This is a genomic window from Stenotrophomonas sp. 116085_Sma (assembly GCF_056479585.1).
Map to the genome: position 1 here is coordinate 2,776,579 of NZ_CM151057.1, position 23,989 is coordinate 2,800,567.

General features: G+C 67.3%; 23 protein-coding genes. 2 read left to right on the top strand and 21 right to left on the bottom strand.

Annotated features, from left to right (window positions below; translation table 11 throughout):
• Positions 1 to 84 precede the first annotated feature (84 nt).
• Complete coding sequence (locus ACZK0Z_RS12975) at positions 85 to 279, top strand: cation transporter (RefSeq protein WP_197633601.1); 195 nt, start codon at positions 85 to 87, stop codon at positions 277 to 279.
• Positions 280 to 357: 78 nt separating this feature from the next.
• Here ACZK0Z_RS12975 and cueR read toward each other — a convergent pair whose 3' ends face one another.
• The 20 genes from cueR to hisS all read right to left on the bottom strand — a co-directional run bounded on the left by cueR (position 358) and on the right by hisS (position 21,713).
• Positions 358 to 813: a Cu(I)-responsive transcriptional regulator gene (cueR, locus tag ACZK0Z_RS12980; RefSeq protein WP_106549696.1), complete on the bottom strand. Its 456-nt coding sequence runs from the start codon at positions 811 to 813 to the stop codon at positions 358 to 360.
• An 11-nt stretch (positions 814 to 824) separates the two neighbouring features.
• Positions 825 to 3,326 carry a heavy metal translocating P-type ATPase gene (locus tag ACZK0Z_RS12985; protein WP_197633600.1) on the bottom strand — a complete coding sequence of 834 codons (2,502 nt, stop codon included), beginning with the start codon at positions 3,324 to 3,326 and terminating at the stop codon, positions 825 to 827.
• Positions 3,327 to 3,456: 130 nt separating this feature from the next.
• Entirely contained in the window at positions 3,457 to 6,414 is a 2,958-nt protein-coding gene (locus ACZK0Z_RS12990; protein ID WP_197633599.1) for a TonB-dependent receptor domain-containing protein, read from the bottom strand.
• 296 nt (positions 6,415 to 6,710) lie between these two features.
• The gene (locus ACZK0Z_RS12995; RefSeq protein WP_336339903.1) at positions 6,711 to 7,340 is read right to left on the bottom strand and encodes a hypothetical protein; all 630 of its coding nucleotides are present in this window, start codon (positions 7,338 to 7,340) and stop codon (positions 6,711 to 6,713) included.
• A gap of 164 nt (positions 7,341 to 7,504) precedes the next feature.
• Complete coding sequence (locus ACZK0Z_RS13000; RefSeq protein WP_197633598.1) at positions 7,505 to 8,242, bottom strand: copper homeostasis protein CutC; 738 nt, start codon at positions 8,240 to 8,242, stop codon at positions 7,505 to 7,507.
• Positions 8,239 to 9,237 carry an isoaspartyl peptidase/L-asparaginase gene (locus ACZK0Z_RS13005; protein ID WP_197633597.1) on the bottom strand — a complete coding sequence of 333 codons (999 nt, stop codon included), beginning with the start codon at positions 9,235 to 9,237 and terminating at the stop codon, positions 8,239 to 8,241. Before ACZK0Z_RS13005 ends, ACZK0Z_RS13000 begins: the two co-directional genes overlap by 4 nt.
• A gap of 51 nt (positions 9,238 to 9,288) precedes the next feature.
• Positions 9,289 to 10,311: a glucokinase gene (locus ACZK0Z_RS13010; protein ID WP_197633596.1), complete on the bottom strand. Its 1,023-nt coding sequence runs from the start codon at positions 10,309 to 10,311 to the stop codon at positions 9,289 to 9,291.
• Between the two features lie 84 nt (positions 10,312 to 10,395).
• The gene (locus ACZK0Z_RS13015; RefSeq protein WP_005409434.1) at positions 10,396 to 10,680 is read right to left on the bottom strand and encodes a hypothetical protein; all 285 of its coding nucleotides are present in this window, start codon (positions 10,678 to 10,680) and stop codon (positions 10,396 to 10,398) included.
• A 35-nt stretch (positions 10,681 to 10,715) separates the two neighbouring features.
• Complete coding sequence (locus ACZK0Z_RS13020) at positions 10,716 to 12,305, bottom strand: calcineurin-like phosphoesterase C-terminal domain-containing protein (RefSeq protein WP_197633595.1); 1,590 nt, start codon at positions 12,303 to 12,305, stop codon at positions 10,716 to 10,718.
• 99 nt (positions 12,306 to 12,404) lie between these two features.
• Positions 12,405 to 13,025, bottom strand: a complete 621-nt coding sequence (gene hisIE / locus ACZK0Z_RS13025) for a bifunctional phosphoribosyl-AMP cyclohydrolase/phosphoribosyl-ATP diphosphatase HisIE (RefSeq protein WP_049427542.1) — start codon at positions 13,023 to 13,025, stop codon at positions 12,405 to 12,407.
• Positions 13,015 to 13,791, bottom strand: a complete 777-nt coding sequence (gene hisF, locus ACZK0Z_RS13030; protein ID WP_197633594.1) for an imidazole glycerol phosphate synthase subunit HisF — start codon at positions 13,789 to 13,791, stop codon at positions 13,015 to 13,017. The genes hisIE and hisF overlap by 11 nt, the downstream gene beginning before the upstream one ends.
• Positions 13,785 to 14,519, bottom strand: a complete 735-nt coding sequence (hisA, locus tag ACZK0Z_RS13035) for a 1-(5-phosphoribosyl)-5-[(5-phosphoribosylamino)methylideneamino]imidazole-4-carboxamide isomerase (protein WP_197633593.1) — start codon at positions 14,517 to 14,519, stop codon at positions 13,785 to 13,787. The genes hisF and hisA overlap by 7 nt, the downstream gene beginning before the upstream one ends.
• Positions 14,516 to 15,118: an imidazole glycerol phosphate synthase subunit HisH gene (gene hisH, locus ACZK0Z_RS13040; RefSeq protein ID WP_006436751.1), complete on the bottom strand. Its 603-nt coding sequence runs from the start codon at positions 15,116 to 15,118 to the stop codon at positions 14,516 to 14,518. The genes hisA and hisH overlap by 4 nt, the downstream gene beginning before the upstream one ends.
• Complete coding sequence (gene hisB / locus ACZK0Z_RS13045) at positions 15,115 to 16,188, bottom strand: bifunctional histidinol-phosphatase/imidazoleglycerol-phosphate dehydratase HisB (RefSeq protein ID WP_049426901.1); 1,074 nt, start codon at positions 16,186 to 16,188, stop codon at positions 15,115 to 15,117. Before hisB ends, hisH begins: the two co-directional genes overlap by 4 nt.
• The gene (gene hisC, locus ACZK0Z_RS13050) at positions 16,185 to 17,279 is read right to left on the bottom strand and encodes a histidinol-phosphate transaminase (RefSeq protein ID WP_197633592.1); all 1,095 of its coding nucleotides are present in this window, start codon (positions 17,277 to 17,279) and stop codon (positions 16,185 to 16,187) included. The genes hisB and hisC overlap by 4 nt, the downstream gene beginning before the upstream one ends.
• On the bottom strand, positions 17,276 to 18,571 hold the full coding sequence (gene hisD / locus ACZK0Z_RS13055) for a histidinol dehydrogenase (protein ID WP_197633591.1): 1,296 nt from the start codon (positions 18,569 to 18,571) through the stop codon (positions 17,276 to 17,278). The genes hisC and hisD overlap by 4 nt, the downstream gene beginning before the upstream one ends.
• Positions 18,568 to 19,479 carry an ATP phosphoribosyltransferase gene (gene hisG / locus ACZK0Z_RS13060; protein WP_019338500.1) on the bottom strand — a complete coding sequence of 304 codons (912 nt, stop codon included), beginning with the start codon at positions 19,477 to 19,479 and terminating at the stop codon, positions 18,568 to 18,570. Before hisG ends, hisD begins: the two co-directional genes overlap by 4 nt.
• A 34-nt stretch (positions 19,480 to 19,513) precedes the next feature.
• Positions 19,514 to 19,822 carry a YerC/YecD family TrpR-related protein gene (locus ACZK0Z_RS13065; RefSeq protein ID WP_197633590.1) on the bottom strand — a complete coding sequence of 103 codons (309 nt, stop codon included), beginning with the start codon at positions 19,820 to 19,822 and terminating at the stop codon, positions 19,514 to 19,516.
• Between the two features lie 197 nt (positions 19,823 to 20,019).
• Entirely contained in the window at positions 20,020 to 20,316 is a 297-nt protein-coding gene (locus ACZK0Z_RS13070; protein ID WP_049426989.1) for a hypothetical protein, read from the bottom strand.
• Positions 20,316 to 21,713: a histidine--tRNA ligase gene (gene hisS, locus ACZK0Z_RS13075; RefSeq protein ID WP_197632256.1), complete on the bottom strand. Its 1,398-nt coding sequence runs from the start codon at positions 21,711 to 21,713 to the stop codon at positions 20,316 to 20,318. The genes ACZK0Z_RS13070 and hisS overlap by 1 nt, the downstream gene beginning before the upstream one ends.
• A 126-nt stretch (positions 21,714 to 21,839) precedes the next feature.
• Between hisS and ACZK0Z_RS13080 the strand changes: the two genes are divergently transcribed.
• Positions 21,840 to 22,592, top strand: a complete 753-nt coding sequence (locus ACZK0Z_RS13080; protein ID WP_049426985.1) for a Crp/Fnr family transcriptional regulator — start codon at positions 21,840 to 21,842, stop codon at positions 22,590 to 22,592.
• Between the two features lie 86 nt (positions 22,593 to 22,678).
• Here the strand turns inward: ACZK0Z_RS13080 and thrC are convergent, their stop codons facing one another.
• Positions 22,679 to 23,965: a threonine synthase gene (gene thrC / locus ACZK0Z_RS13085; RefSeq protein WP_197632257.1), complete on the bottom strand. Its 1,287-nt coding sequence runs from the start codon at positions 23,963 to 23,965 to the stop codon at positions 22,679 to 22,681.
• Positions 23,966 to 23,989: the final 24 nt, after the last annotated feature.

Below are 23,989 nucleotides of genomic sequence, written 5' to 3' on the forward strand. Positions count from 1 at the left end.
GCCCGGCGTTCAGTCCGGCGCTTGACCCTGCCATCGTTGGAAGGTGCACACTGGCTCCACCCAAGAGCACAGAAGGAGCTACAGATGGAATTCCATGTTGACGGCATGACCTGCGGCAGCTGCGCACGCAGCGTGTCCCGTGCAATCCAGCAGATCGATCCCAATGCCAGCGTGGTCGCCGACCCGCCGACCGGCCTGGTCAGGGTGCAGACCACCGCATCACAGGAAGATGTCTTCGCCGCGGTGAACGATGCCGGGTTCCCGCCGCGCACCGCCTGATCCGCAGCCTCGCTTCAACAACAAAGCCCGCCCGGTGCAACCGCATCGGGCGGGCTTTTTCATGTGCGCGACAGCGGCTCAGTGCTTGTGTGGACGGCGCCGCACCGCACCGGTCTTCGGAGCATCAACCGGTGACTCTATTTCGTCATCCTCGCCCAGCCGCTGCAGGATCGGGCACTCCGGGCGCTCGTCGCCCGCGCAGCAACTGATCAACGACTTCAGCGTGTCGGCCATCTGCCGCATGCTCTCGATGCGCTGCTCCAGATCGACGATGTGCTGTTCTGCCAGGCGCTTCACGTCGGCACTGTGCCGCGAGGTGTCGTTCCAGAGGCCCAGCAGGTCGGTGATTTCGGCAACCTGGAAGCCGAGATCGCGTGCGCGGCGGATGAAGCGCAGGCGGTGGATGTCCGCCTGCGAATATGCCCGGTAGCCGGACTCGGTGCGATCGGCCGCAGGAATCAGACCAATCTGTTCGTAGTAGCGGATCATCTTCGCCGACACGCTGGAGGCCTTGGCGGCTTCACCGATATTCATACGGTTCTCCTTCAGTGGCTCGCAGCGGGGGCATCCGCCATCGGCGGCTGGAAGCGGCGCAGGCGCAGCGCGTTGGCCAGCACGAACACGCTGGAGAGGGCCATCGCACCGGCCGCGAACACCGGCGACAGCAGCACGCCCCAGGCGGGGTACAGCACGCCGGCCGCCACCGGGATCAACGCGGTGTTGTAGGCGAAGGCCCAGAACAGGTTCTGGCGGATGTTGCCCAGCGTCGCCTTCGACAGCGCGATGGCATTCGGCACGCCCTGCAGGTTGCCTGACATCAGCACCACGTCGGCCGATTCCACCGCGATATCGGTACCGGTGCCGATGGCCAGACCAACATCGGCCTCGGCCAACGCCGGCGCATCGTTGATGCCATCGCCGACGAACGCGACATGACCATGCGCGGCCTTCAGCCGGCGCACTGCTTCAACCTTGCCTTCCGGCAGCACCTCGGCCACCACCTCATCGATGCCCAGCTGCCGCGCGATCGCCTGCGCGGTACCGGCATTGTCGCCGGTGATCATCGCCACCTTCAGGCCAAGCCGGTGCAGCGCCGCGATCGCGGCCGGCGTGCTCGGCTTGATCGGATCGGACACCGCGATGATCGCGGCCAGGCGGCCGTCGATGGCGGCATACAGCGGCGACCTGCCCTGCGTTCCAAGCTGGCTGGCCAGTTCAGCGAACGGGCCGATGTCGACGCCGAGCTCACGCATGAATCGATCAGCACCAACCTCCACGCGCGCGCCATCAACACTGGCACGCACGCCCATGCCGGTGACCGATTCGAAATCGGCCATCGCCGGCAGCGCGATGCCCTGCTCGGCAGCCGCGTCGACGATGGCGCGGGCTATCGGATGCTCCGAGCGCGACTCCACTGCCGCCACCGCTGCCAGCACCGTACCGTGATCAAACCCGTCGGCGATCTCCAGATCGGTCAAGCGCGGGCGGCCTTCGGTCAGCGTGCCGGTCTTGTCCACCGCCACCACCTGCGCATCCTTCAACAGCTGCAGCGCCTCGCCCTTGCGGAACAGCACGCCCATCTCCGCGCCGCGGCCGGTGCCGACCATGATCGAGGTCGGCGTTGCCAGCCCCATCGCACACGGGCAGGCAATGATCAGCACCGCCACCGCATTGACCAGCGCGAAGCTCAGTGCCGGTGACGGGCCGAAGATCAACCAGACCAGGAAGGTCGCCAGCGCAGCCAGCATCACCGCCGGCACGAACCACAACGTGACCTTGTCGACCACCGCCTGGATCGGCAGCTTCGAGCCCTGCGCCTGTTCGACCATGCGGATGATCTGCGCCAGCATGGTCTGCGCGCCCACCGCCGTGGCACGTACCGTCAGTGCGCCCTTCTGGTTGACCGTACCGCCCACCACGCCGCTGCCCGGCTGCTTCTCGACCGGAATCGGCTCGCCGCTGATCATCGATTCATCGATGTAGCTGCGGCCTTCAACCACCTCGCCGTCGACCGGCACGCGCTCGCCCGGCCGCACTTCCACCACGTCGCCGCTCTGCACTTCATTGACCGGGATATCGACTGCGCGGCCGTCACGGATCACGTGGGCGACCTTGGCCTGCAGGTTGACCAGGCGCTTGATCGCTTCGGAGGTGCGGCCCTTGGCCCGGGCTTCGAGGAAGCGGCCGAGCAGGATCAGCGCAACGATCACCGCTGCCGCTTCGTAGTAGACGTTCACCGTGCCCGGCGGCAACAGCCGCGGTGCAAAGGTCGCCACCACCGAATAACCGAACGCTGCGGCGGTGCCCACCGCCACCAGCGAATTCATGTCCGGCGCAAGCCGCAGCAGCGCCGGGAATCCCTTCTGGTAGAAACGGCGACCGGGGATGGCCAGCACCAGGAGGGTCAGTGCGAACTGCAGATGCCAGCTGGTCTGCATGCCGATGTTGGCCATCACCCATTCGTGCATGCCGGGAATCAGGTGCGAACCCATCTCCAGCACGAACACCGGCAGCGCCAGCGCGGACGCCACGATCAGGTCGCGCTTCAGTTCGGCGCGCTCGGCATCCTTCTTTTCAGCGGCTTCATCATCGGACTGCACACCGGCCTCGATCGGGCGGGCGGCGTAGCCGACCTTGTCGATGGCAGCCACCAGCGCGTCCACGCCCGCCACGCCGCGTACGGTGGCACGCTCGGTGGCCAGGTTCACGCTGGCCTGGCTGACCCCGGGCACCGCCAGCAGCGCGCGCTCCACGCGACCAACGCAGGATGCGCAGGTCATGCCCTCCACCGCCAGTTCAACGGTCGCGGCGGGTACGTCGTAGCCCACACGTTCAACCGCCTGGATCAGCGCCGCGCGATCAACCGGACCGGAGGGCCGGATGTCCGCGCGCTCGGTGGCGAGGTTCACAGAGACACTGCCGACGCCCTCGACCTTGGACAGCGCTGCTTCGACCCGGCCAACACAGCTGGCACAGGTCATGCCCTCGATGGGAAGGCTGATGGTGGAGGGGCTGACGGGGACTGCAGTGGCGCGAGGCGTGCTCATGATCGGATTCCCGGGGTTCCTTCTGGATGCGGACAGGCTAAACCTTGCCATCGTTGGAAGGTCAAATCCATCCACCCCGGGACCGTCCGGTAGCGCCGGGCCATGCCCGGCGTACCGCCTGCAACCCGCCTCAGAAGGTGAACACGTACTCCAGCGCGAACTCACGGCCCACCGCGCCCAGCAGGCGGGTCGGGGCGAAGTCGTAGTCCAGCTTGTACGGATCCTTGTGGTTCCAGCTGGCCGAGTTGAACGCGTTGTTGACGTACACGTTCACCTTCGCGTGTTCGGTCACCTGGTAGCCCACGTTGAAGTTCCAGGTGATGAACGGCCCGACCCGGCCGAAATAGCGGGCGGTCTGCTGGCCTGCATTCGGGTTCGGGTTGGGCGAGCCATCCGGACGCGTCGCCGGCTCCAGGCAGTTCAGCGACGGGCTGTCGCTGGGCACGTAGCCATCGGCGAACGGCAGGCAGCCGCCGGGGTTGTCCAGGCGGTCGGTGCCCCAGTGGTAGCGCACGCCCGGCACCGAGCCGACGCGGTCGGCGTAGACATTGGCGTTCCAGTTGCCACGCTGCCAGGCCAGGCTCGCGCGCAGCTTGCTGCGCAGGTCACGATCGCGCCGCTCCGGATTCGGGTCATTGGCGTAGCGCTGTTCCTTGGTGGAGATCTGGTTGGTGTAGTTCAGGCCCAGCTGGAAGCTGCCCCACTGCACGGTGTCCAGGCGATAGCGTGCGGTCAGGTCGATGCCACGCACCTCGCGGCTGGCCAGGTTGAACGGGCCGCGCTCGATCGATACCAGGCGCCCGTTGCTGTCACGGTTCACGCGGGCCAGGATGCCGGCGCAGTACTCGCCACCGGCCGGATTCGCCCACGGCGTACCGTCCATGTTCTTGCCGGTCAGGCAGCCCGCTTCGCTGGCCAGCACCTCGTCGGCGCCAACGTCGACGATCATGTCTTCCAGCTTGATCGCCCAGTAGTCGGCGCTGACCGACAGGTTCGGCAGCACGTCCCAGACGAAGCCGACCGTCCACGAATCACCGGTTTCCGAGCGCAGCAGCGGCGTGCCACGGCGGTTCACATCGAACGTGTACCAGACATCGGTGTTGCCGACGCCGCAGTTGTTGACCAGATAGGCGCCGCTCTGGATGCAGCGCAGGCGGTCATAGGTCTGCACTTCGGAGCTGCTCGGCTGGCCCAGCAGGTAGTGCATGTCCGGCGCATGGAAGCTGGTGGCATACGAGCCGCGCACCAGCAGCGATTCCACCGGGCGCCATTCCAGGCCGACATTCCAGGTGGTTTCCTTCTGGCTGCCGATGTTCAGCGCTTCGCTGCTGTCGTCGGCCTTGTAGTTGCCATAACGGTCATAGCGCGCGGCCGCGGTGGCGGTCACGCTCTCCAGCAGCGGGATCTTGAACTCGACGCCGGCCGAATAGCGCGTGCGCTCGCCACCACCACGGTCGACATTCTGCAGATCGAAGTCGATGCCGGCGCGTGGGTCAGGACTGAGGTGATAGCCCTGCTGCGCGACTTCAGCCACGGCTGCGAACGAGATGGGGCCGGCCCAGCCCTGGAACAGTTCGCCGGTGATGTCCGCCGACGCCTGGTTGACCCAGGAGGTCGCGCGGTTCTTCGCCACCGTACCCATCTGCCAGTACTGGTCCGGCGTCAGCGGATTCCACCAGCGCGATTCGTTCAACGCGTAGATCGCCTCGCCATCGGCAGTGGTGCCCAGCTTCGGGCCGAGGAAGTAGTCGTACGACTTCTGCTTGTCGACCACGTTCTGCCGCTCTTCCACACGGTAGTACGAACGCCCTACCGTTGCGCTCCAGTCGAAACGGTCGGCGAGGCGCCCGCGCAGGCCGGCACTCCAGTCCCAGGACAGTTCGCGATTGGTGTTGCGCAGCGTATCGAGGCCGCCCACCTCGTTTGGCGTGAACTGGCGCACGCCGAGGATCGGGCGGTTGCGGTTGGCATCCCAGTAGTAGCCGTTGTCATCGTCGATCAGCGACACGCCGGGCGGATTGGTGCCCCATATCGCCTCCGAGCGGTACACCGCCAGGTTGGTCCAGGCCTGCAGGTCGTTGCTGAAATCGAAGGTGGCATACAGGTTGCCGGACACGTTCTCGGCACCGCCGGTCAGCAGCCAGTTGGCGTAGTCGGCGCTCATGCCGCACAGGCGGCCGGTATTGGTGATGGTGTTGGCGGCGTAGTTGTAGACCAGCCGGTCGGCGGTGTAGTACTCGCCGTTGAACTTCTCGCAGGTGCCGGCGGGCGGCGCCACGCGCTGGCCGTTGCTCGGATCGATCAGCGCCAGGCCGGCAGTGGGACGGAAGCCGACCTTGCGCTGTTCCATGTTCCAGGATGGATACGGAGCATCATCGGCATCGTCCATCTGCGGGCGGTCACGGCCGAACAACGGATCGCGCTTGGTGTACTGCAGCGCGTAGGTCACGCTCCAGTTGTCGCCGGTCTTGCCGCCAGCCCAGGACAGGTCCCAGGTATCGCGCCCGCCCTCGGTGGAGGTACCGCCGCGTACGCGCACTTCATCACCGTCGTAGTTCGTTTTCAGGATGACGTTGACCACACCGGCGATCGCATCGGAACCGTAGATGGCCGAGGCACCACCGGTCAGTACTTCGATGCGCTCCACCGCCGCGGCCGGAATGTTGCCGTAGTTGGAGAAATTGGTTTCGCCGCCATAGGGCAGCGGGTAGTCGGCCACGCGACGACCATTGACCAGCAGCAGCGAGCGGTTCGGGCCCATCCCGCGCAGGTTCAGGCCGCTGGCGTTGGGCGTGTGCGAGCCCCACTGCGAGGCCGCCTCGACGGTGCCGGTCGCTTCGGTCAGTGTCTTCAGCGCGTCATACACGCTGACGAAGCCTTCCTTCTGGATCTGCGCAGCGGTGATCACGTTGACCGGTGCAGGGCCTTCGACGCTGGCGCGCTTGATGCGCGAGCCGGTGACGGTGACCGCGTCGAGATCCTTGGTGGACGAGCTTGAGGCTTCCTGCGCATTGGCAGCCAGGGGAAGCAGGGCCAGGACCAAGGCCTGGGACAGCAGGTGACGGCGCTTGCGGACGATCTGAGCCATGGGTGGTTGCTCTTCGAAAGTGTGGACGCACGGACGGGTGGTGGCGCGGCACTACGGCTGATCCGGGCACCTGGATCGGTTCAAGACCGTCCCGGCACCCTCCCCTGTGGATCGATCCAAACTAAAGCACAGCTGAACCGTGCCAAGCATGCGGCGACGCAGCAAGCGGCGACGGAATGCCGTTATTGGCTACCGGTATCGAGAGCAATCAATAGGTTGCGGACTATCGCCGAGAGAGCGGCGCAGGTATGCATGACACGATTGCGACAATCACGCGCGGAACGGTTTTGTCCGCCTCAAGGACTTGCCGCACCCGGTTGATCCACGACGAAGCGGCTGTTGCGGAGCAGATAGCGGCGTGAAACATCGCTTCCGGGCCCGCTCCCCCGCCACTGGACGGTGAATCCATCCCGTTGCCAGGTAACCGAGGAAAAGTCGGACTCGTCGCCCACTTGCCCCGAGTTCTGGCTGGCCAGTGACACATTCTCAAGGCAACTGCTGATCCGTATCCTGCCGCGCTCCACGGGCTCCAGCGGCGTCACTTCGTAGACGAAGAGATGGATCTCGCGTCCAGCGCCGCAAAAGCCCATCGGGTTATCCGCGTTGGAATCGAATACCTGATACAGCGCGCGAAAACGCCTCGCCCCGATGCGATGTGCACGCGTGTCGAGGAGCGCGCTCCGCGCGGTCGGCTCAAGCCTCACACCAACCATTTCGGGGTCAACCTGCAGGTCCTTGTCGGCAGCCACCTCCCGCACCCACTCCGGTGCCTGCCCTTCACGTGCGCCGATTGCAATGGCTGGCACCGCGCAGACAAGCAGCAGAAACAATCGAAACATGCGGGAATTCGATGGCGAACGACGGTATGAACCACTATCGGCAATCGCCGACTGCGCCGCCATGCGACGGCGCGCCAGCGTATGCATTTCAACGACTTGGCCTGCCCCCCGAGCCGTTCGAACGTGCTGTAAGCGTCACATCTTCGGCCGCAACGGTGGGCAGAACCGAGGTCAGAGCCCTTCTGCGAAGGGATCCGACCCCGGGCCCAAAGAGCAGCCGAGCGTGGGCTCGGCTCTACAGAAGAAGCGGGCTAGCTTGCGCCGTCCAGCGCCTGCCGCAGTGCAGCCACGGTGGCGGTGGCGGTCTGGCTCCAGTCCGGGTCCAGGCCGCGCAGGGCCGGATTCTGGAACTGCATGGCCGAGCGCCGCAGGCCCTTGGCCGAGGCGTGCAGTTCGCTGCAGCCACTCTTCCGCGCGACCGTGGCAATGTTGGCCGGGCCCAGTCCGGCACCAGCCATCACCGTGATGCGCCCCGCCGCCTGGGTAACCAGGCCCGCCAGCACCTCGGCACCGGCCTCGGCGCTTGCCTGGCCCCCCGAGGTCAATACCCGTTGGCATCCCAGCCCGATCACCTGCTCCAGTGCGGCAGGCAGGTCGCGGGCGGCATCGAAGGCGCGGTGGAAGGTCACCTGCAACGGCCCGGCGGCCTGCACCAGTTCGCGGCACAGCGGCAGGTCGATGTCGCCCTGCACATCCAGTGCGCCGATCACAACGCCATCGCAGCCGAGGGCACGGCACTGCGCGATGTCACGCAGCATCAGTTCGGTTTCCAGCGCGTCGTAGTGGAAATCACCCGGACGCGGGCGCACCAGCACGAACAGCGGAATCGACAGGCGTTCGCGGGCGATGGCGATGCTGGCAAACGACGGCGTGGTGCCACCCTCGGCCAGGTTGTCGAACAGCTCGATGCGGTCGGCGCCGCCGGCCTGGGCGGCCAGCGCCGAGGCCAGCGAGTTGCTGGCGATCTCCAGGGTGCGCCGCGTGCTCACGCCTGGGTGCTCGTGTAGATCGACGGCGAATCGCGCAGGTCGTCCTGGCGTTGCGCATCACACACCGCGTAGACGAAACCGCGGTGCAACGCGTACGCGCCCACCTCGCCCTGCTTGTTCATGGCCAGGAAGCACACCTGCAGCGTTCTGCTCGCTTCCGGGCGCTTGCGCACCACACGGTCGATCGCCTCGCGACAGGCCTGCGCCGGCGAGCGCCCCTGGCGCATCAGCTCAACCACCAGGAATGAAGCGGCGTTGCGGATCATCTCCTCACCCACGCCCGAGGCAGTGGCCGCGCCCACTTCATTGTCGACATACAGGCCGGCACCGATGATCGGGCTGTCGCCGACCCGGCCATGCAGCTTCCAGGCCATGCCGCTGGTGGTGCAGGCACCGGCCAGATGGCCCTTGGCATCCAGCGCCAGCATGCCGATGGTGTCGTGGTTGTCGCTGTTGCCGGGGATGCCACGGCGCTCGGCATTGATCTGCGGCTGGTACTTCTCGGTCTTCAGCCACTCGCGCCAGGCCGCTTCGGCCTGCGGCGTCAGCAGGCGCTGGCGTTCGAAGCCCTGCTGCACGGCAAACTGCTGTGCGCCCTCGCCCACCAGCAGCACATGCGGGCTGTTCTCCATCACTTTGCGGGCCACCGACACCGGATGCAGGATGTCGACCAGCGCGGCCACCGCGCCACAGCGGCCATCACCATCCATGATGCTGGCATCCAGGCTCAGTACGCCGTCGCGATCCGGGTTGCCGCAATGACCGACGGTGGGGTTGCACAGTTCGCTCTCGGCCCAGCGCGCACCGGCTTCCACCGCGTCCAGCGCGCTGCCACCTTGCGCCAGTACTTTCCACGCAGCCTGGTTGGCCGGCACGCCGAAATCCCAGGTTGATACGACCTTCGCCCCGCCCTGGCTGCGCGCCTGCACGCCCGGTAATGCTGCGATGCCTGCGGCCAGTGCGCCGGCCTGAAGGAACTGCCTGCGATCCACCATCTTCCCCTCCCAGTCTGCAATGTGCGGCCGGCACGATGCCGGTCGCAGCGATCAGTCGTGCGCGGGCTGCCGTGCGGCGTGCCAGACCGCTGCGCCCAGCACCCCCAGCTGGCCATGCTCCACGCGCCATACCGGCACCTGGCGCAGCACCTCGGTCAGCACACCCTTGTTGAGGAAGCGCTCACGGAAACGGCCATCGGCCAGGAAATCCTGCACGTGCGCGGAAATGCCGCCGGCCAGGTACACCGAGCGTGCGCCGACGGCGATCGCCGCGTCACCGGCCAGGCTGCCCAGCCAGGCGCAGAACACCTGCAGCGTCTCCACCGCCAGCGCATCCTCGCCGCTGCGGGCGGCGCCGATCAGCGCCTCGGTGCTGGACCACACCGGGGTGACGCCACGCAGTTCGCACAGGCACGGATACAGGTTCATCAGGCCGCTGCCGGAAAGCACGCGCTCGTTGTCCACGTGCGCCCAGCGCTGAAGCAGCTTGCCCAGCACCTGCAGTTCCAGCGCGTTGCCGGCGCCAAGCGCGGCATGGCCGATCTCGCTGGGCAGCACCGGGCGCTCGCCATCGGCGAAGCGCAGCGCGGCGCCCAGGCCGGTGCCCGCGCCCAGCACCAGCGCCGGGAACGCCTGCGCCGGATCGGCGTCGCCGTTCAGTGGCACCAGCGTCTCGCGCTGCAGGTACGGGATGGCCAGTGCCACCGCCTCGAAATCATTGATCAGCTGCAGCTCGCGCAGCCCGGACTGCGCGCGGGTGGCCGACAGCGATACGGTCCACGGCAGGTTGGAATTGATCAGCACATCGCCATCGAGCAGGCCGGCGATGGCCACCACGGCGGTCTGCACCGGCTGGCTGAGGCCAGTGGTGAAATCAGCAAGGATCGCCGCCAGGCTGGGATGCTCGGCGCAGGCGTAGGTGCGATGGCTGCCCAGCAGCGGCGCCTGGCCGGGTTGCGTTTCAGCCAACGCCAAACGGGCGAAGGTGCCGCCGACATCGGCGACGACCAGATGGCGCGGAAGACCGCCGCGGGCGGAGTCGGAGGAAACCGGGGACGCTGCTGCGATGGTCACGCTGGCCTGCTTGGATCGATCGAATCGCCCCGATTCTCAGGCATCAGGGCGGCTTTGCCTAGCACGCCGGTGGTTCAGGTTGGCCTACATGCCTTCCTGTTCGGCCACCTGCACGCCGTCCACCAGCACGCGCAGGCGCTGCGGGCGGAAGCCGGCGAACAGCAGCGGCCGGGTGCGTTCTACCAGCACTTCATGGCCAGCAATGTGGCGCAGCCACGACTGTACCAGCGAGAACGAGAAGTGGGTGCCCGGATGCAGCGGGTGCTGCACCCAGACCTTCTCGGTGGCGCTCTGCAGCAGCATCGCGCCGGTGAACCAGTGGCGGCTGAGGGTCACCGGCGTAGTGCCGGCCATGAAGCGGATATCCATGCGGGGTCCTTTCGCTGGAGAGGCCTTGCGGCGTGTCAGGGCTGGGCAGTCTGCAGGCTGTAGCTGGTGGTGGCAGTGAACACTGCGCCATCGGGCTGGGTGGAGCGTACCTCGACCTTGTGGCTGCCCACCGCCAGATCGGTCGGCAGCGCGCCACGCCACAGGTGAGGCGATGCGGTAGCCTCCGGCGAACGATCGTAGCCACGCAGGCTGTTTGCCATATCGTCGGCCACGTTCTCCACCATCAGGCGCGGGTCCGGCTGGCTGACCTGCTTCATCGGCTGCCAGGCACCGCCGTCGACGCGGTACTCGACCACGCTGGCATCCTCGCCCATGTAGACGTTGGCATAGATGCCCCATGCCGGGTAGGCCCCCTGGCGGAGCACCTTCGGTGCATGCAGGCCGATCTGTTCGCTGGCTGGCCTGCCGGCCACGCGGTACTGCAGTTTGTAGCTGCCATTGCCGGCGACATCCAGCAGCGCATAGCCCTTTGGCGTGCCATCGCTCATGGTGCTGTCCGGCACGCCGGCGGCATCCTTCACCCCGGACCAGAATGCACCGCAGTTGGCACCGACATTGTATTCGTGCAGCGGCTTGTCGCCGTTCCAGCCCTCGGCCTTGCCGTGATAGACGTGCTGCTGGGTGTGGCTGTGGCCGCTGAGCACCAGCACGTTGCGGAAGTCCTTGAGCAGGTCGAACAGGCGCTGGCGGTCGGCATGACGGAAGGTCTCGCGCCCTGGCGCCGCATCGAACAGCGGAATGTGCATGCCCAGCACCAGCAGGCGGTCCTTGTGCAGGCCCTTCAGATAGCTGGCGAGGAAAGCGAACTGGTCTTCGCGCAGGCCGCCGACATACTTCGGCCTTGCCTTGGGGTCGTACACCACGTCGTCGAGGAATACGAAGCTGGCGCCGCCCTCTTCCACCGCGTAGGTGTCCGGGCCATAGATGTTGCGCCAGCTGTCCAGCGAATGGTCGTCGCTGGCTGCATCGAAGTCGAGGTCGTGGTTGCCCGGCACATGGAACCACGGCACGCCCAGCGACGTGGTGACCTTGTTGATCGCCGGGTACAGGGTCAGGTCGTCGTTGACGATGTCACCCAGGGTTGTACCCAGGCGCGCCCTGGTCTGGCCAACCAGTGGCGCCACGATCGACTGCTGGTAGTAGCCGATGTCCTTCAGGCTGGCCGTCTGCGAATCGGTGAACACCAGCATCTGGAATCCACGGCGACTGTCATGGCGGTCCGGATGCAGCGCGAAATCCCAGTTGCGGGTGACGTCGCTGGTCGCGGCGATGCCGCCGTACTTCAGTGCCGGCGAACCGTTCGGGCGGTAGTGGCGCCAGAACGACGGCAGGCCATCGGTCGCCTTCGGGAAGGCGTAGGCGTCCGGCTTGATCACGAACACGGTCTGGCCGTCACGCACCGGAAGGCTGTAGCTGCCATCGGCGGCGGTCTTGACGATGGTCTCGCCATTGGAGACCTGCACCCCGGCCAGGCCCGGATCGGTGGCACCTCGGCCCGGCTTGCCGTCGCGCTCCAGATAGACCTTGCCGGTGACCACGGTGTCCGCGGCCCAGGCCGGCGAGGTCAGCAACAGGCAGCACAGCCACGCGGCAGGCAGTTTCATGGGACGGTCCGGGAGAGAAGAAGACTCCCTATTGTAGAGCCGAGCCATGCTCGGCTGCATTGAAAAGGTAGGTGCGGACCGTTGGTCCGCACGCCTCCTTCAACGATGGCGCTTTTCCAGCACTGCCCGCGCATCCTCCAGCGACAGACCACGCGCGCGCAGCAGCACCAGCAGGTGGTACAGCAGGTCCGAGGCCTCGCCCAGCAGCGCCTCGTCATCCTGCGCCACCGCCGCCAGCGCGGTTTCCACGCCCTCCTCGCCCACCTTCTGCGCGATGCGGCGGATACCACCCTCGAACAGACTCGTGGTGTAGCTGCCCGGTGGCCGCTGCGCCTCGCGCATCGCCACCAGCTGGCCCAGCCCGCCAAGGAAGTCCTTCGGCGCGCCATCGAAGCAGCTCTCCGCACCGGTGTGACAGGTCGGCCCGGCCGGGCGCGCCATCACCAGCAGCGTATCGGCATCGCAGTCCACGCTGATCGACTGCACCAGCAGCACGTTGCCGGACTGCTCGCCCTTGGTCCACAGCCGCTGCTTGCTGCGGCTGAAGAAGGTCATGTGGCCGATGGCCAGCGTGGCCGCCAGCGACTCTGCACTGACATAGCCCAGCATCAGCACCTGCAGGGTATCGGCATCCTGCACGACAGCGGGCAGCAGGCTTTCGCCCTTGCCCCAGTCCAGCGCCTGCAGCGCATCCAGTGACGGCCTCACTTCAATAGACATCCCGCACCTCGATCTGCTGCTCGCGCAGGTAGCGCTTCAATTCCGGAATGGCGATGGCGCCACTGTGGAACACGCTGGCGGCCAGCGCGCCATCCACATCGGCCTGGTCGAAGGCCTCGGCGAAGTGTTCCATCGCACCGGCGCCACCGGAGGCGATCAGCGGCACCTGGCAGAGTGCCCGTGCCTGCTGCAGCTGGGCGACATCGTAGCCACGGCGCACACCGTCACTGTCCATGCAGTTCAACACGATTTCGCCGGCACCACGCCGCTGTGCTTCGACGATCCAGTCCAGCGTGCGCAGCGGCACTGCCTGGGTCTTGTCCGGGTCGCCACTGAAACGGCGCACCCGCCACTGGCCATCAGCCTCGCGCACTGAATCGATGCCCACCACCACGCACTGCACGCCGAACTCGTCGGCCAGCTCGGTGATCAGTTCCGGGCGCCCCAGCGCCGGGGAGTTGATCGACACCTTGTCGGCACCGGCGAACAGCACGCGGCGTGCCGTTTCGACGCTGTCGATGCCACCGGCCACGCAGAACGGGATGTCGATCAGTCGCGCGATGCGCTCGATCCAGGCCACGTCCACTGAACGCGCCTCGGGGCTGGCGCCGATGTCATAGAACACCAGCTCGTCGGCGCCCTGGTCACGGTAGCGCTGCGCCAGCTCAGCGATATCGCCCATGTCGACGTGGTCGCGGAAACGCACGCCCTTGACCACGCGGCCATCGCGCACGTCCAGGCAGGGAATGATGCGCCGGCTCAACATGCCAGTGCCTCCGCCAGGTCCATGCGCTGCTCCAGCAGCGCCTTGCCAAGGATCGCGCCACCGCAGCCTGCACGTCGCGCTTCGGCAACGTCGGCCACGTCACGGATGCCGCCGGAAGCCTGCACCGCCACGCCCGGCAGCAGCGCCGACAGGTGCTGGTAGAGGCTGATGTTGGGCCCGGCCAGCATGCCGTCGCGGGCGATGTCGGTGCACAGCAGGTGGTGCATGCCGGCGCGTGCGTAGCGCTGGGCCAGATCATCCAGGGTCACCCCGGCGTTCTCGGTCCAGCCGTGCACCGGCAGCTGCCACTGGCCCTGTGCATCCTGGCGGGCATCAAGCGCAATGGTGATGCGTTCGGCGCCGAATTCCTCCAGCCAGCCCACTACCTCGTCGGGGCGGCGCACGGCCAGTGAACCGACCACCACGCGGTGGGCGCCGGCATCGAGGATGCGCGCCACGTCATCGCGACCGCGTACGCCACCGCCGGTCTGCACCCGCAACGGCGTCTGCGCGCGAATCGCTGCCAGCAGCGGCGCCAGCGTATAGCCGCCGGCACGCGCCGCATCAAGATCGACCAGGTGCATCCACTGCGCGCCCTGCGCAGCAAAGGCCTGCGCGCGCGGCAGGCAGTCGTCGCCATACGAGGTTTCCTGCGCGTAGTCGCCCTGGCGCAGCCGCACCACGCGGCCATCACGGATATCCAGCGCGGGGTAGACGATGAAACTCATGCAGCGGTGCCCTCAAGGAAGTTGCGCAGCATCAGCGAGCCGGTTTCGCCGGAACGCTCGGGATGGAACTGCGCGCCGTAGTAGCGCCCCTGCTCCACCACGGCCGTGAACAGGCCGCCGTGATCGCAGGCAGCAACGGTGTGGGTATTCAGCGGCGCCGCATAGCTGTGCACGAAATAGGCGCTGGCCCGCTCTGGTACACCCTGCAACAGCAGCGACTCACGTAGCGGCAGCAGGCGGTTCCAACCCATGTGCGGCACCCGGATGCCGCAGGCCGGTACCAGCTTGCGCACCACCCCGGGAATCAGCCCCAGCGTTTCCACGCCGGCTTCCTCGGAGCGCTCGAACAACAGCTGCATGCCCAGGCAGATGCCCATCAACGGCACTTCCAGCCGCTGCAACGGCTCGACCAGGCCCTGCGCATGCAGGCGCTGCATGCCGGGACCCGCCGCACCGACGCCGGGCAGGATCACCCGCTGCGCGCCGACCAGCCCATCGGCATCGCGCACCAGCCGAACGCTGGCGCCAAGGCGTTCGAGCGCATAGCGCACCGAACCAAGATTGGCACCGCCCGCGTCGATCAGCGCTACGTCACTCACAGCGCCCCCTTGGTGGTCGGCAACGCCGTGCCCTGCCGGGCCAGCGCCGGGCGCAGCGCGCGCGCCAGCGCCTTGAAGCAGGCCTCCACCTTGTGATGGTCGTTGTCACCGCGTACCTGCAGGTTGAGGTTCAGCCCACTGGCATCGCACAGCGAACGGAAGAAGTGCGGCACCAGTTCGGTCGGCATGTCGCCCACCCGTTCGCGCTTGAACTCGCCGTCGAACACGAAGTAGGGGCGGCCGCTGAAATCCAGCGCAGCGCTGGCCAGGGTCTCGTCCATCGGCAGGGTGAAACCGTAGCGGCCGATGCCGCGCTTGTCGCCCAGTGCTTCGCGCAGGGCCTGGCCCAGAGCCAGCCCGGTGTCTTCGATGGTGTGGTGCTCGTCGATGTGCAGGTCGCCCTCGGCCTGGATGTCCAGGGCGAAACCGCCGTGCTTGCCGATCTGTTCCAGCATGTGGTCGAAGAACGGCAGTCCGGTGGCGATGCGCGCATCACCGGCACGGTCCAGATCGAGTTCAACGCGGATCTTCGTCTCCTTGGTGTTGCGCTGGACCACGGCAGTACGCGGCGCGTCGGCCAGCGCATGGGCGATGCCCGGCCAGTCCCACTCGCCACCAAACTGCTCGGTACGCAACTGGAAGCCACGGATGTTGAGATTGTCGGCGAACTGCAGGTCGGTGATGCGGTCGCCCACCATGCCGGAGCGTGCCCAGTCGATGCTGCGGTCCTGCAGATAGGCGGTCATCAGCCCGATGCCCGGCTTGCGGGTCGGTGCATTGTCCTGCGGCCAGCTGCAATCGATCAGCACGTCACGGAAGGTGATGCCCTGGCTCTCGAAGATCTGCAGCATCAGATCATTGGGGCCATCGAAGCTGGCGCGCGGGTAGCTGTCGCTGCCCAGGCCATCCTGGTTGGTGACGATCACGAACTGGTAGCCGGCATCCCGCAGCTTCAGCAGCGCCGGGATCACCTGCGGCACGAAGCGCAGCTTCTCGTAGGCATCGATCTGGAAATCGGACGGCTCCTCGATGAGGGTGCCGTCGCGGTCGATGAACAGGATCGGGGTCATGCTGCGGCCCTCCGCGCCGACAGGGTCGCAAGCACGCGGTCGTTCTCTTCGGGGCTGCCAATGCTGATGCGCAGGGCATCGCCCAGTTGCGGCGCGGCGCGCTGGTCGCGCACCACCACGCCAGCAGCCAGCAGCGTATCGAACGCGGCCTGGGCATCGGCGAAGCGCACCAGCAGATAGTTGCCGGCCGAGGCATACACGCGGCGCACGCCGGGCAGGCCGGGCAGCGACGCGAACAGGCGTTCACGCTCGGCGATGACCGTGGTCACGCGTTCGGCGGTGCGCCCCAGTGCGGCCGTTTGCAGCGCCTGCACCGCCAGTTCCGCGCATGGCGTCGGCACCGGGTACGGCGCCTGGCAGCGACGCAGGACGGCAATCAGTTCCGGTGCGGCGATAAGTGTTCCGATGCGCGCGGCGGCAAGAGCGTGCGCCTTCGACAACGTTCTCAGCACCGCCAGATTCGGGTTCACGGCCAACAGCGTGGTCGCCGACGGACGTTGCGCGTACTCGACATAGGCCTCATCCACCACCACCAGCGCCTGCCCGCGCAACGCAACCGCCACGCGTTCGACCTCGTCCAGGGCGATATCACTACCGGCCGGGTTCGATGGTGCGCACAGGAACACCAGCTTGGCATTGCGCGCCTTGGCGGTGTCGATCACCGCATCCAGATCGGTGCGCAGGCCATCCTCGCTGTCCACAAGCGGCACTTCGATCAGCGCGGCGCCCTGCAACCGTGCACACACGGCGTACATGCCGAACACCGGCGGCGTGACCAGCACGCCATCACGTCCGGGCACGCACAGCGCGCGCACCAGCAGATCAATGGCTTCGTCGCTGCCGCGGCCGACCAGCAGCTGCTGCGGTTGCACGCCATACAGTGCGGCCAGGCTCTCGCGCAGCGCCAGCGGCTGCGGTTCGGGATAGCGCCGGCTGCTGCCGTCGGCATCGGCCGGATTGGCCCAGGCCGACTCGTTGGCGTTCAACCAGACCTCGCCCTGCACCGCCGCACTGCGCGCCGAGCTGTAGCCGGCGAAGGCCTGCAGATCCGGGCGCACCAGTGCCAGCACGTCATCAATGGCGGCGCTCATGCGGCGGCCTCCATGCGCAGGGCCACTGCACGCTCATGCGCATCCAGGCCTTCGGCGCTGGCGATGATGCGTGCGCAGCCGCCGATTGCTGCCAGTCCTGCAGCGCTGGCACTCTGCACGCTGATCAGGTTCTGGAAGCTGGCGACGCTGACACCGCTGTAGGCACGTGCAGCGCCTGCTGTCGGCAGTACGTGGTTGGTGCCGCTGCAGTAGTCACCCAGTGCTTCCGGCGTGAAATCGCCTAGGAACACCGAGCCGGCCGCCTGCACCTTGTCCAGCCAGTCGCGCGGCTGGCGCAGCGCCAGGATCAGGTGTTCGGGCGCATACCGGTTGCTGATTGCAAAGGCGTCAGCCAGCGAATCGACCTCGATCAGGCGCGACGCCGACAGTGCCTGGCGTGCGATCTGCTGGCGCGGCAGCAAGGCCACCTGGCGTTCCACTTCCGCCTCGACCGCCACCAGCATCGCGGTATCGTCGGTCAACAGAAGCACCTGTGAATCCGGGCCGTGCTCGGCCTGCGACAGCAGATCGGCAGCCACGAACGCCGGGTTTGCGCCCGCATCGGCAATCACCAGCACTTCCGACGGGCCGGCCGGCATGTCGATGGAGGCGGCGCCGTCCTGTGCGACCTGCTGCTTGGCTTCGGTAACGAAACTGTTGCCGGGCCCGAACAGCTTGTCGCACGCCGGGATGGTGGCGGTGCCATAGGCCATCGCGGCAATCGCCTGCGCGCCGCCGAGCTTGAACACGCGCTGCACGCCGGTCAGGCGCGCGGCCACCAGCACCGCAGGGTCGGCCGTGCCATCGGCGCGTGGCGGCGTGCACAGCACCACCTGCGGGCAACCAGCCAGTTGCGCGGGCACGCCCAGCATCAACGCGGTGGACGGCAGCGGCGCACTGCCTGCCGGTACGTACAGGCCGACCCGGCCGATCGGCCGCAGCATGCGTTCACAGACCACGCCCGGCGCGGTCTCCACGACATAGCCCTTGCCCATGCCAGCCTCGTGGAAGCGCGTGATGCGCTCGGCAGCTTCCCCCATGGCCTGGCGCAGATCCACGGGTACCGCCGCTTCGGCGGCCGCGAACTCGTCATCGGACACTTCGAAGGACGCCAGCTCCACGCCATCGAAACGAGCGGTAATCGCACGCAGCGCCTCGTCGCCCTGCGCGCGCACCTGCGCGATCATCGCCGCCACCGCATCGCGGGTCTGCTGCGCCACGGTCTGCACCGGGCGGGTCAATGCCGCGCTGCGCGCGGCCTCATCAAGTTGCGACCAGATCAGACGATTCATGCCAGCGACCGCTCCACGCTCAACACCATCAGACCCTGTGCACCGGCGCGCTCGAGTTCTTCCATGCGTTGCCAGCTCAACGGACCCGGGCACATGGTCTGCAGGCGCAGTGCACCGCCATCGGCCGGCAGCCGCACCAGCGGCTCGGCATCGGCCAGCAATTGTGCCAGCGCATCGACGCGATCCTCGCTGGCGCGGAACATCAGCAGCTTGCGGTCCTGGCGCTGCACCACGCCGTCGAGACGGCGCAGCAGCATCGCACGCAGCGACGCGCGTGCGTCATCCGGCACGCGCACCGCGCCCGCCAGCACTGCCTCGCTGTCGAGCAGGTTGTGCACCGGGGTCAACTGGTTGGCGCGCAGCGTAGCGCCGCTGGAGACCAGGTCGCAGATCAGGTCGGCGGTACCAAGGCGCGGCGCGATCTCCACCGAACCGGACAGCTCGACCACCTGCGCATCCACGCCCTGCTCATCCAGCCACTGCTTGAGGATGGCCGGATAGCTGGTGGCGATCCGTGTGCCAGCCAGCTGCGCCGGACCCTGCCACTGCCACTCCTCGGGCACCGCCAGCATCAGCCGGCACTGGCCGAAGCCCAGTCCGCGCAGCGCCTGATAAGCATCCGGCAGGCCGATCTGGCGGCGCGCGGCGGCCTGCTCATCCAGTTCATTGCGGCCGACGATGCCGAGGTCGCAGACACCGTCGGCGATCAGGCCCGGGATGTCATCGTCGCGCACCAGCAGCAGGTCCACCGGCAGCGACTCGCCGTAGCAGAACAGCTTGTCGCGGCTTTCGCGCCAGCTCAGGCCACAGGCACTGAGCAGATTGCGGGCGGGCTCGGCCAGCCGGCCACTCTTCTGGATGGCGATACGCAACCGGTCTCGTGCCGGTGCTGCCTGGGTTGCACTCATGGGGGAGGTCTCGAAGGTCGGAACGGGGCGCGGATCAGCGCGAAGCAAGGCGGTCTATGGCGGCGGCATAGCCTCGATGGCCATGCTCGAGCGTGCGTGCCACCCGTCCGGTGGTGGTCACGCTGACCCCGGTGCGCTCGTGGATCTCGCGATACGGCACGCCCTGCTGCAGCAGCGGCACCACCTTCCAGCGGTCGGCCATGGCTTCCAGTTCAGCGGGGGTGCACAGGTCGCGCAGGAACGCTTCCACCTGCTCAGGCTCGCGCAGGGCGGCAAAGGCCCGGGCCAGGGCTTCCAGGTCGGCCTTCGGGTCTTTGGCGGCAATTTCGGGGCGGACTTTCACGGGGTCGTTTCCATGCATCAATGTAATAGCGCGTTAGTACATTAGCGCATTCTTGCGCGGTGCGTCAAATCCGGGCGGCGTGGGGTCAGATCCGTTTTCCTGCGGAAAACGGATCTGACCCCTTAACGGGCAGCCGGAAACGAAAAACGCCCACCAAAGGTGGGCGTTTTTCTTTTTAATCATAGATTCGGCACAACTCAGGGCTTCAAGCAGCGCACCTCGGCCTGCAGCGCCCCGCGCCGCAGGCATTCGCCGAGCAGGCTGCCCTGCCGGCTCGGCAGGGACTGGATGTTTTCCAACGCACCCACGCCCGCCGGGCACTTCTGTGCGGCCAGGGCCTGCAGGTCGCCTTCGAGTTGCGCGCGGTCGATCACATGACAACGATCAACCTGCAGCCGGTAGTGGTCCGGACCGATGCGCGTGCTGTGCAGCGACGGGTCACTCTGGCAGCCGGCCAGCAGGAGGACGAACAGCCCTCCTGCCGCGACCCGCATCACGCCATCGCCTTCGACTGCTCCAGCTCCACCTGCAGGGTGCTGGCCAGCTCATCGCGGGAGACTTCGAACTGCTGCTCGCGCAGCAGGTCCTTCACCGCCACCACACCGCGTGCCAGCTCATCCTCACCCGCAAGCACCACGAAGCGGATACCGGCCTTGGCGGCGTACTGGAACTGCTTGCCGATCTTCTTCGGCTCCATCTGCACTTCGGTGTTGATGCCGCCGGCGCGCAGTCGACGGGCGATGTCCAGCGACTGCGGCATGCCCTGCTCGTCCATCAGCGCCACCAGCGCCTGCACGCTGCTGGCTTCGATGCCGTCGATCAGGCCGGCCTCGCGCAGCTGCCAGAACAGGCGCGACAGGCCGATGGAGATGCCCACGCCCGGCAGCTTCGACTTGCTGTAGTGGCTGGCCAGGTCTTCATAACGGCCGCCCGAGCAGATGGAGCCGATCTGCGGGTGGTCGGTCAGCGTGGTCTCGTACACGGTACCGGTGTAGTAATCCAGGCCACGCGCAATCGAGAAATTCAGGCAATAGGCGCTTTCCGGCACGCCCAGCGCCTGCACCAGCTGCAGCACTTCGCGCAGCTCGGCAACACCGGTGCGCAGCGTTTCCGACGAAGCCGCGCCGGTTTCCAGCGCGGCCAGCTGGGCCAGCGCATCGGCATGGCCCTGCGAACGCACAGCCACGAAGGCCAGGATCTTCTCGACCTGTTCGGCCGGGATCCCGAAGCCTTCGCCAACCAGCGTCTCGCGCACGTAATCGGCGCCGCGCTTGTCCAGCTTGTCCACTTCGCGCAGCACCGCCAGCTGGCGCTCGCCCTCGGCCACGCCCAGGCTTTCGAAGAAGCCGCGCATCAGCTTGCGGTTGTTCAGCTGGATGCTGAAGTCGCCGATACGCAGTTCCGAGAACACCGCGTGGATGACCGCCAGCACTTCGGCGTCATAGCGAACGCTCAGGCTGTCCTTGCCGATCACGTCGATGTCGCACTGGTAGAACTCGCGGAAACGACCGCGCTGGGCGCGCTCGCCGCGGTACACGCGCTGCATCTGGTAGCGGCGGAACGGGAAGGTCAGTTCATGTTCGTGCTCGGCCACGTAGCGCGCCAGCGGCACGGTCAGGTCGAAGCGCAGCGCCATCTCCGGCAGCGAACGGTCGCCTGACTCGGCGGCGTTGGCCAGCGCACCGGTGGACTGCACGAAATACACCTGGCGCTCGGTCTCGCCACCGGACTTGGTCAGCAGCACGTCGGACAGCTCGAACACCGGCGTCTCCACCGGCAGGAACCCGAAGCGCTCGTAGTTGCGGCGGATCACGTCCAGCATGCGCTGGAACGCAATCTGCTCGCGCGGCAGCAGTTCAAGGGTGCCGGGCGGGGTACGGGGCTTGATCACGGGCGGAACTCCTGCTGGAACGGGACGTGGGAGGGGGCGACATTCTAGCGCCCCCGCCTCGGGCAGGGTCGAACGGCCGCTTGAAGTATCATAAGGCCCTCCCCGCCCGCGATACGCCCCCGCAACATGTCACGGCCTTCCGGCGCCCCGCCCGCCACCAACGATCCCGCCTCGCCGTCCTGCACCACGCTGGACTGCCTGCACTGCTCGGTTCGCCACCTTGCGGTGTGCTCGGCGCTGTCGCCCGATGAAGTGCAGGCACTGGAACAGGTCACCGTTTCCCAGCAGGTCAGCATGGGCAGCACCCTGGCCCGCACCGGCGAAGAGCGCGACCATGTCTATACATTGACTGGCGGCGCCCTGCGCCTGGTGCGCACCCTGGCCGACGGCCGCCGCCAGATCAATGGCTTCGTACTTCCCGGCGACTACCTGGGGCTGAGCGGCAGCGACCACCACCGCTACGATATCGAGGCTATCGCCGACAGCCGCGTGTGCCGCGTTGCGCTGCCGCAGATGAAGGCGCTGCGCAGCCGCTTCCCGCACCTGGAGCGCAAGCTGCTGCAGCGTGCCTGCCAGGAACTGGACGCCGCACAGGACGCCGCACTGGCACTGGCGCGGCTGCAGCCGGCCGAGAAACTGGCCGACTTCCTGCTGCGCCTGGCCGCGCGCGAGGCCAAGCTGGGCGGCGATGGCCTGCGCGTCTCGCTGCCGATGGGCCGTGGCGACATCGCCGACCATCTGGGCCTGACCATGGAAACGGTCAGCCGCACCTTCACCAAGCTGCGCCAGCAGGGGCTGATTGCCCTGCCCCACCTGAACGTCGTGGAGATCCTCGACGAGGACGGATTGCGCGGACTGGCGGGCGAAGGCCTGGCCTGACCTCCGCCAGCGCTCCCCGGGAATGGCCCGGCGCTACCCCGCTCGCTGACCTTCGGTAGCGCCGGGCCATGCCCGGCGGCTCTTGCTCAACCCAACAACACCTCACGCAACGCCGCGTAATCGGCGGCCAACGGTTCCGCGTGCGCAGGCCGCTGCAACAGTGCATCCAGCGCCGGCGGCACCGCCACCGCTTCGCCAATCAACGGCTCCACCACCGCCTCGAACTTGGCCGGGTGTGCGGTGGCCACCACCGCCCAGTCACCCTTGGCGCCGCGCGCACGCAGGTCCTGCAGTACCTTCACCGCCGTCGCCGTGTGCGGGCAGAACAGCTCGCCGCGGCTCGCATGCGCCGCCGCAATCGTGGCGCGGATGGTCACGTCGTCCACCGCGAACGCACGGAAGGCCGCACGCAGCTCTGCATCATCGCCGTGATAGAGCCAGCGAAGGCGCTCGAAGTTGCTCGGCGCGCCCACGTCCATCGCATTGGCCACGGTGGCCACGCTGGCCTGCGGTTGGTAATCACCGCCATTGAAGTAGGCCGGCAACACGGCGTTGGCATTGGTCGCCAGCACAATCTGCCCGATCGGCACACCCAGCGCACGCGCCAGCACCGCAGCCATTGCGTTGCCAAGGTTGCCGGTCGGCACCAGCAGGTTGAGCCGGCGACGGGTTTCAGCATGATGGGTCAGTGCCGCATGCGCGTAGTAGCTCATCTGCGGCAGCAGGCGGCCCAGGCTGATGCTGTTGGCCGAGCTCAGCGGCACCTGCACCTGCAGTTCGCGGTCGGCCAGCGCCTGCTTGACCATGGCCTGGCAGTCGTCGAATGCACCGGCCACACGCAGCGCCTGGATGTTGTCGCCGAAGCAGCCCAGCTGGTGTGCCTGGCGTGGTGACACGCGGCCATCCGGATACAGCACCACCACCCGCACACCGGGCTGGCGATGGAACGCCGCCGCCACCGCGGCACCGGTATCGCCGGAGGTGGCGACGACAATGGTCAGGTCGCGGTCCTTGCCGGCCTGCAGCCGCGACAGCGTACCGGCCAGGAAGCGCGCGCCGATGTCCTTGAACGCTGCCGTTGGTCCATGGAACAGCTCCAGCACGTGATCACCGTTGCCGAGCGGGCGCAGCGGCACTGGGAAATCGAACGCTTCCCGGCAGATCGACGGCAACGCAGACTCCAGCGCGTCGCCGAAAAAGAACGGCGCCAGCAGGTCGGCGGCGGTATCGGCCAGCGCCGCACCGGCCTGCAGCTCACGCGGCGCCGGCAGCACCTGGGGCACATACAGCCCACCATCGGACGCCAGTCCTGCGGCGATGGCCGCGCTGAGGCCAACGGCTGGAGACTGGCCGCGGGTCGAAACAAATTGCATGGGTTGGGTATCCAGTAAGGGGGA

What these genes read in the sequence shown, in the direction of transcription:
- ACZK0Z_RS12975 (WP_197633601.1), top strand. Translation starts at nt 85, where the DNA reads ATGGAATTCCATGTTGACGGCATGACCTGCGGCAGCTGCGCACGCAGC.
- cueR (WP_106549696.1), bottom strand. Translation starts at nt 813, where the DNA reads ATGAATATCGGTGAAGCCGCCAAGGCCTCCAGCGTGTCGGCGAAGATG.
- ACZK0Z_RS12985 (WP_197633600.1), bottom strand. Translation starts at nt 3,326, where the DNA reads ATGAGCACGCCTCGCGCCACTGCAGTCCCCGTCAGCCCCTCCACCATC.
- ACZK0Z_RS12990 (WP_197633599.1), bottom strand. Translation starts at nt 6,414, where the DNA reads ATGGCTCAGATCGTCCGCAAGCGCCGTCACCTGCTGTCCCAGGCCTTG.
- ACZK0Z_RS12995 (WP_336339903.1), bottom strand. Translation starts at nt 7,340, where the DNA reads ATGCATACGCTGGCGCGCCGTCGCATGGCGGCGCAGTCGGCGATTGCC.
- ACZK0Z_RS13005 (WP_197633597.1), bottom strand. Translation starts at nt 9,237, where the DNA reads ATGGTGGATCGCAGGCAGTTCCTTCAGGCCGGCGCACTGGCCGCAGGC.
- ACZK0Z_RS13015 (WP_005409434.1), bottom strand. Translation starts at nt 10,680, where the DNA reads ATGGATATCCGCTTCATGGCCGGCACTACGCCGGTGACCCTCAGCCGC.
- ACZK0Z_RS13020 (WP_197633595.1), bottom strand. Translation starts at nt 12,305, where the DNA reads ATGAAACTGCCTGCCGCGTGGCTGTGCTGCCTGTTGCTGACCTCGCCG.
- hisIE (WP_049427542.1), bottom strand. Translation starts at nt 13,025, where the DNA reads ATGTCTATTGAAGTGAGGCCGTCACTGGATGCGCTGCAGGCGCTGGAC.
- hisF (WP_197633594.1), bottom strand. Translation starts at nt 13,791, where the DNA reads ATGTTGAGCCGGCGCATCATTCCCTGCCTGGACGTGCGCGATGGCCGC.
- hisA (WP_197633593.1), bottom strand. Translation starts at nt 14,519, where the DNA reads ATGAGTTTCATCGTCTACCCCGCGCTGGATATCCGTGATGGCCGCGTG.
- hisB (WP_049426901.1), bottom strand. Translation starts at nt 16,188, where the DNA reads ATGACCCCGATCCTGTTCATCGACCGCGACGGCACCCTCATCGAGGAG.
- hisC (WP_197633592.1), bottom strand. Translation starts at nt 17,279, where the DNA reads ATGAGCGCCGCCATTGATGACGTGCTGGCACTGGTGCGCCCGGATCTG.
- hisD (WP_197633591.1), bottom strand. Translation starts at nt 18,571, where the DNA reads ATGAATCGTCTGATCTGGTCGCAACTTGATGAGGCCGCGCGCAGCGCG.
- hisG (WP_019338500.1), bottom strand. Translation starts at nt 19,479, where the DNA reads ATGAGTGCAACCCAGGCAGCACCGGCACGAGACCGGTTGCGTATCGCC.
- ACZK0Z_RS13070 (WP_049426989.1), bottom strand. Translation starts at nt 20,316, where the DNA reads ATGCGGGTCGCGGCAGGAGGGCTGTTCGTCCTCCTGCTGGCCGGCTGC.
- ACZK0Z_RS13080 (WP_049426985.1), top strand. Translation starts at nt 21,840, where the DNA reads ATGTCACGGCCTTCCGGCGCCCCGCCCGCCACCAACGATCCCGCCTCG.
- thrC (WP_197632257.1), bottom strand. Translation starts at nt 23,965, where the DNA reads ATGCAATTTGTTTCGACCCGCGGCCAGTCTCCAGCCGTTGGCCTCAGC.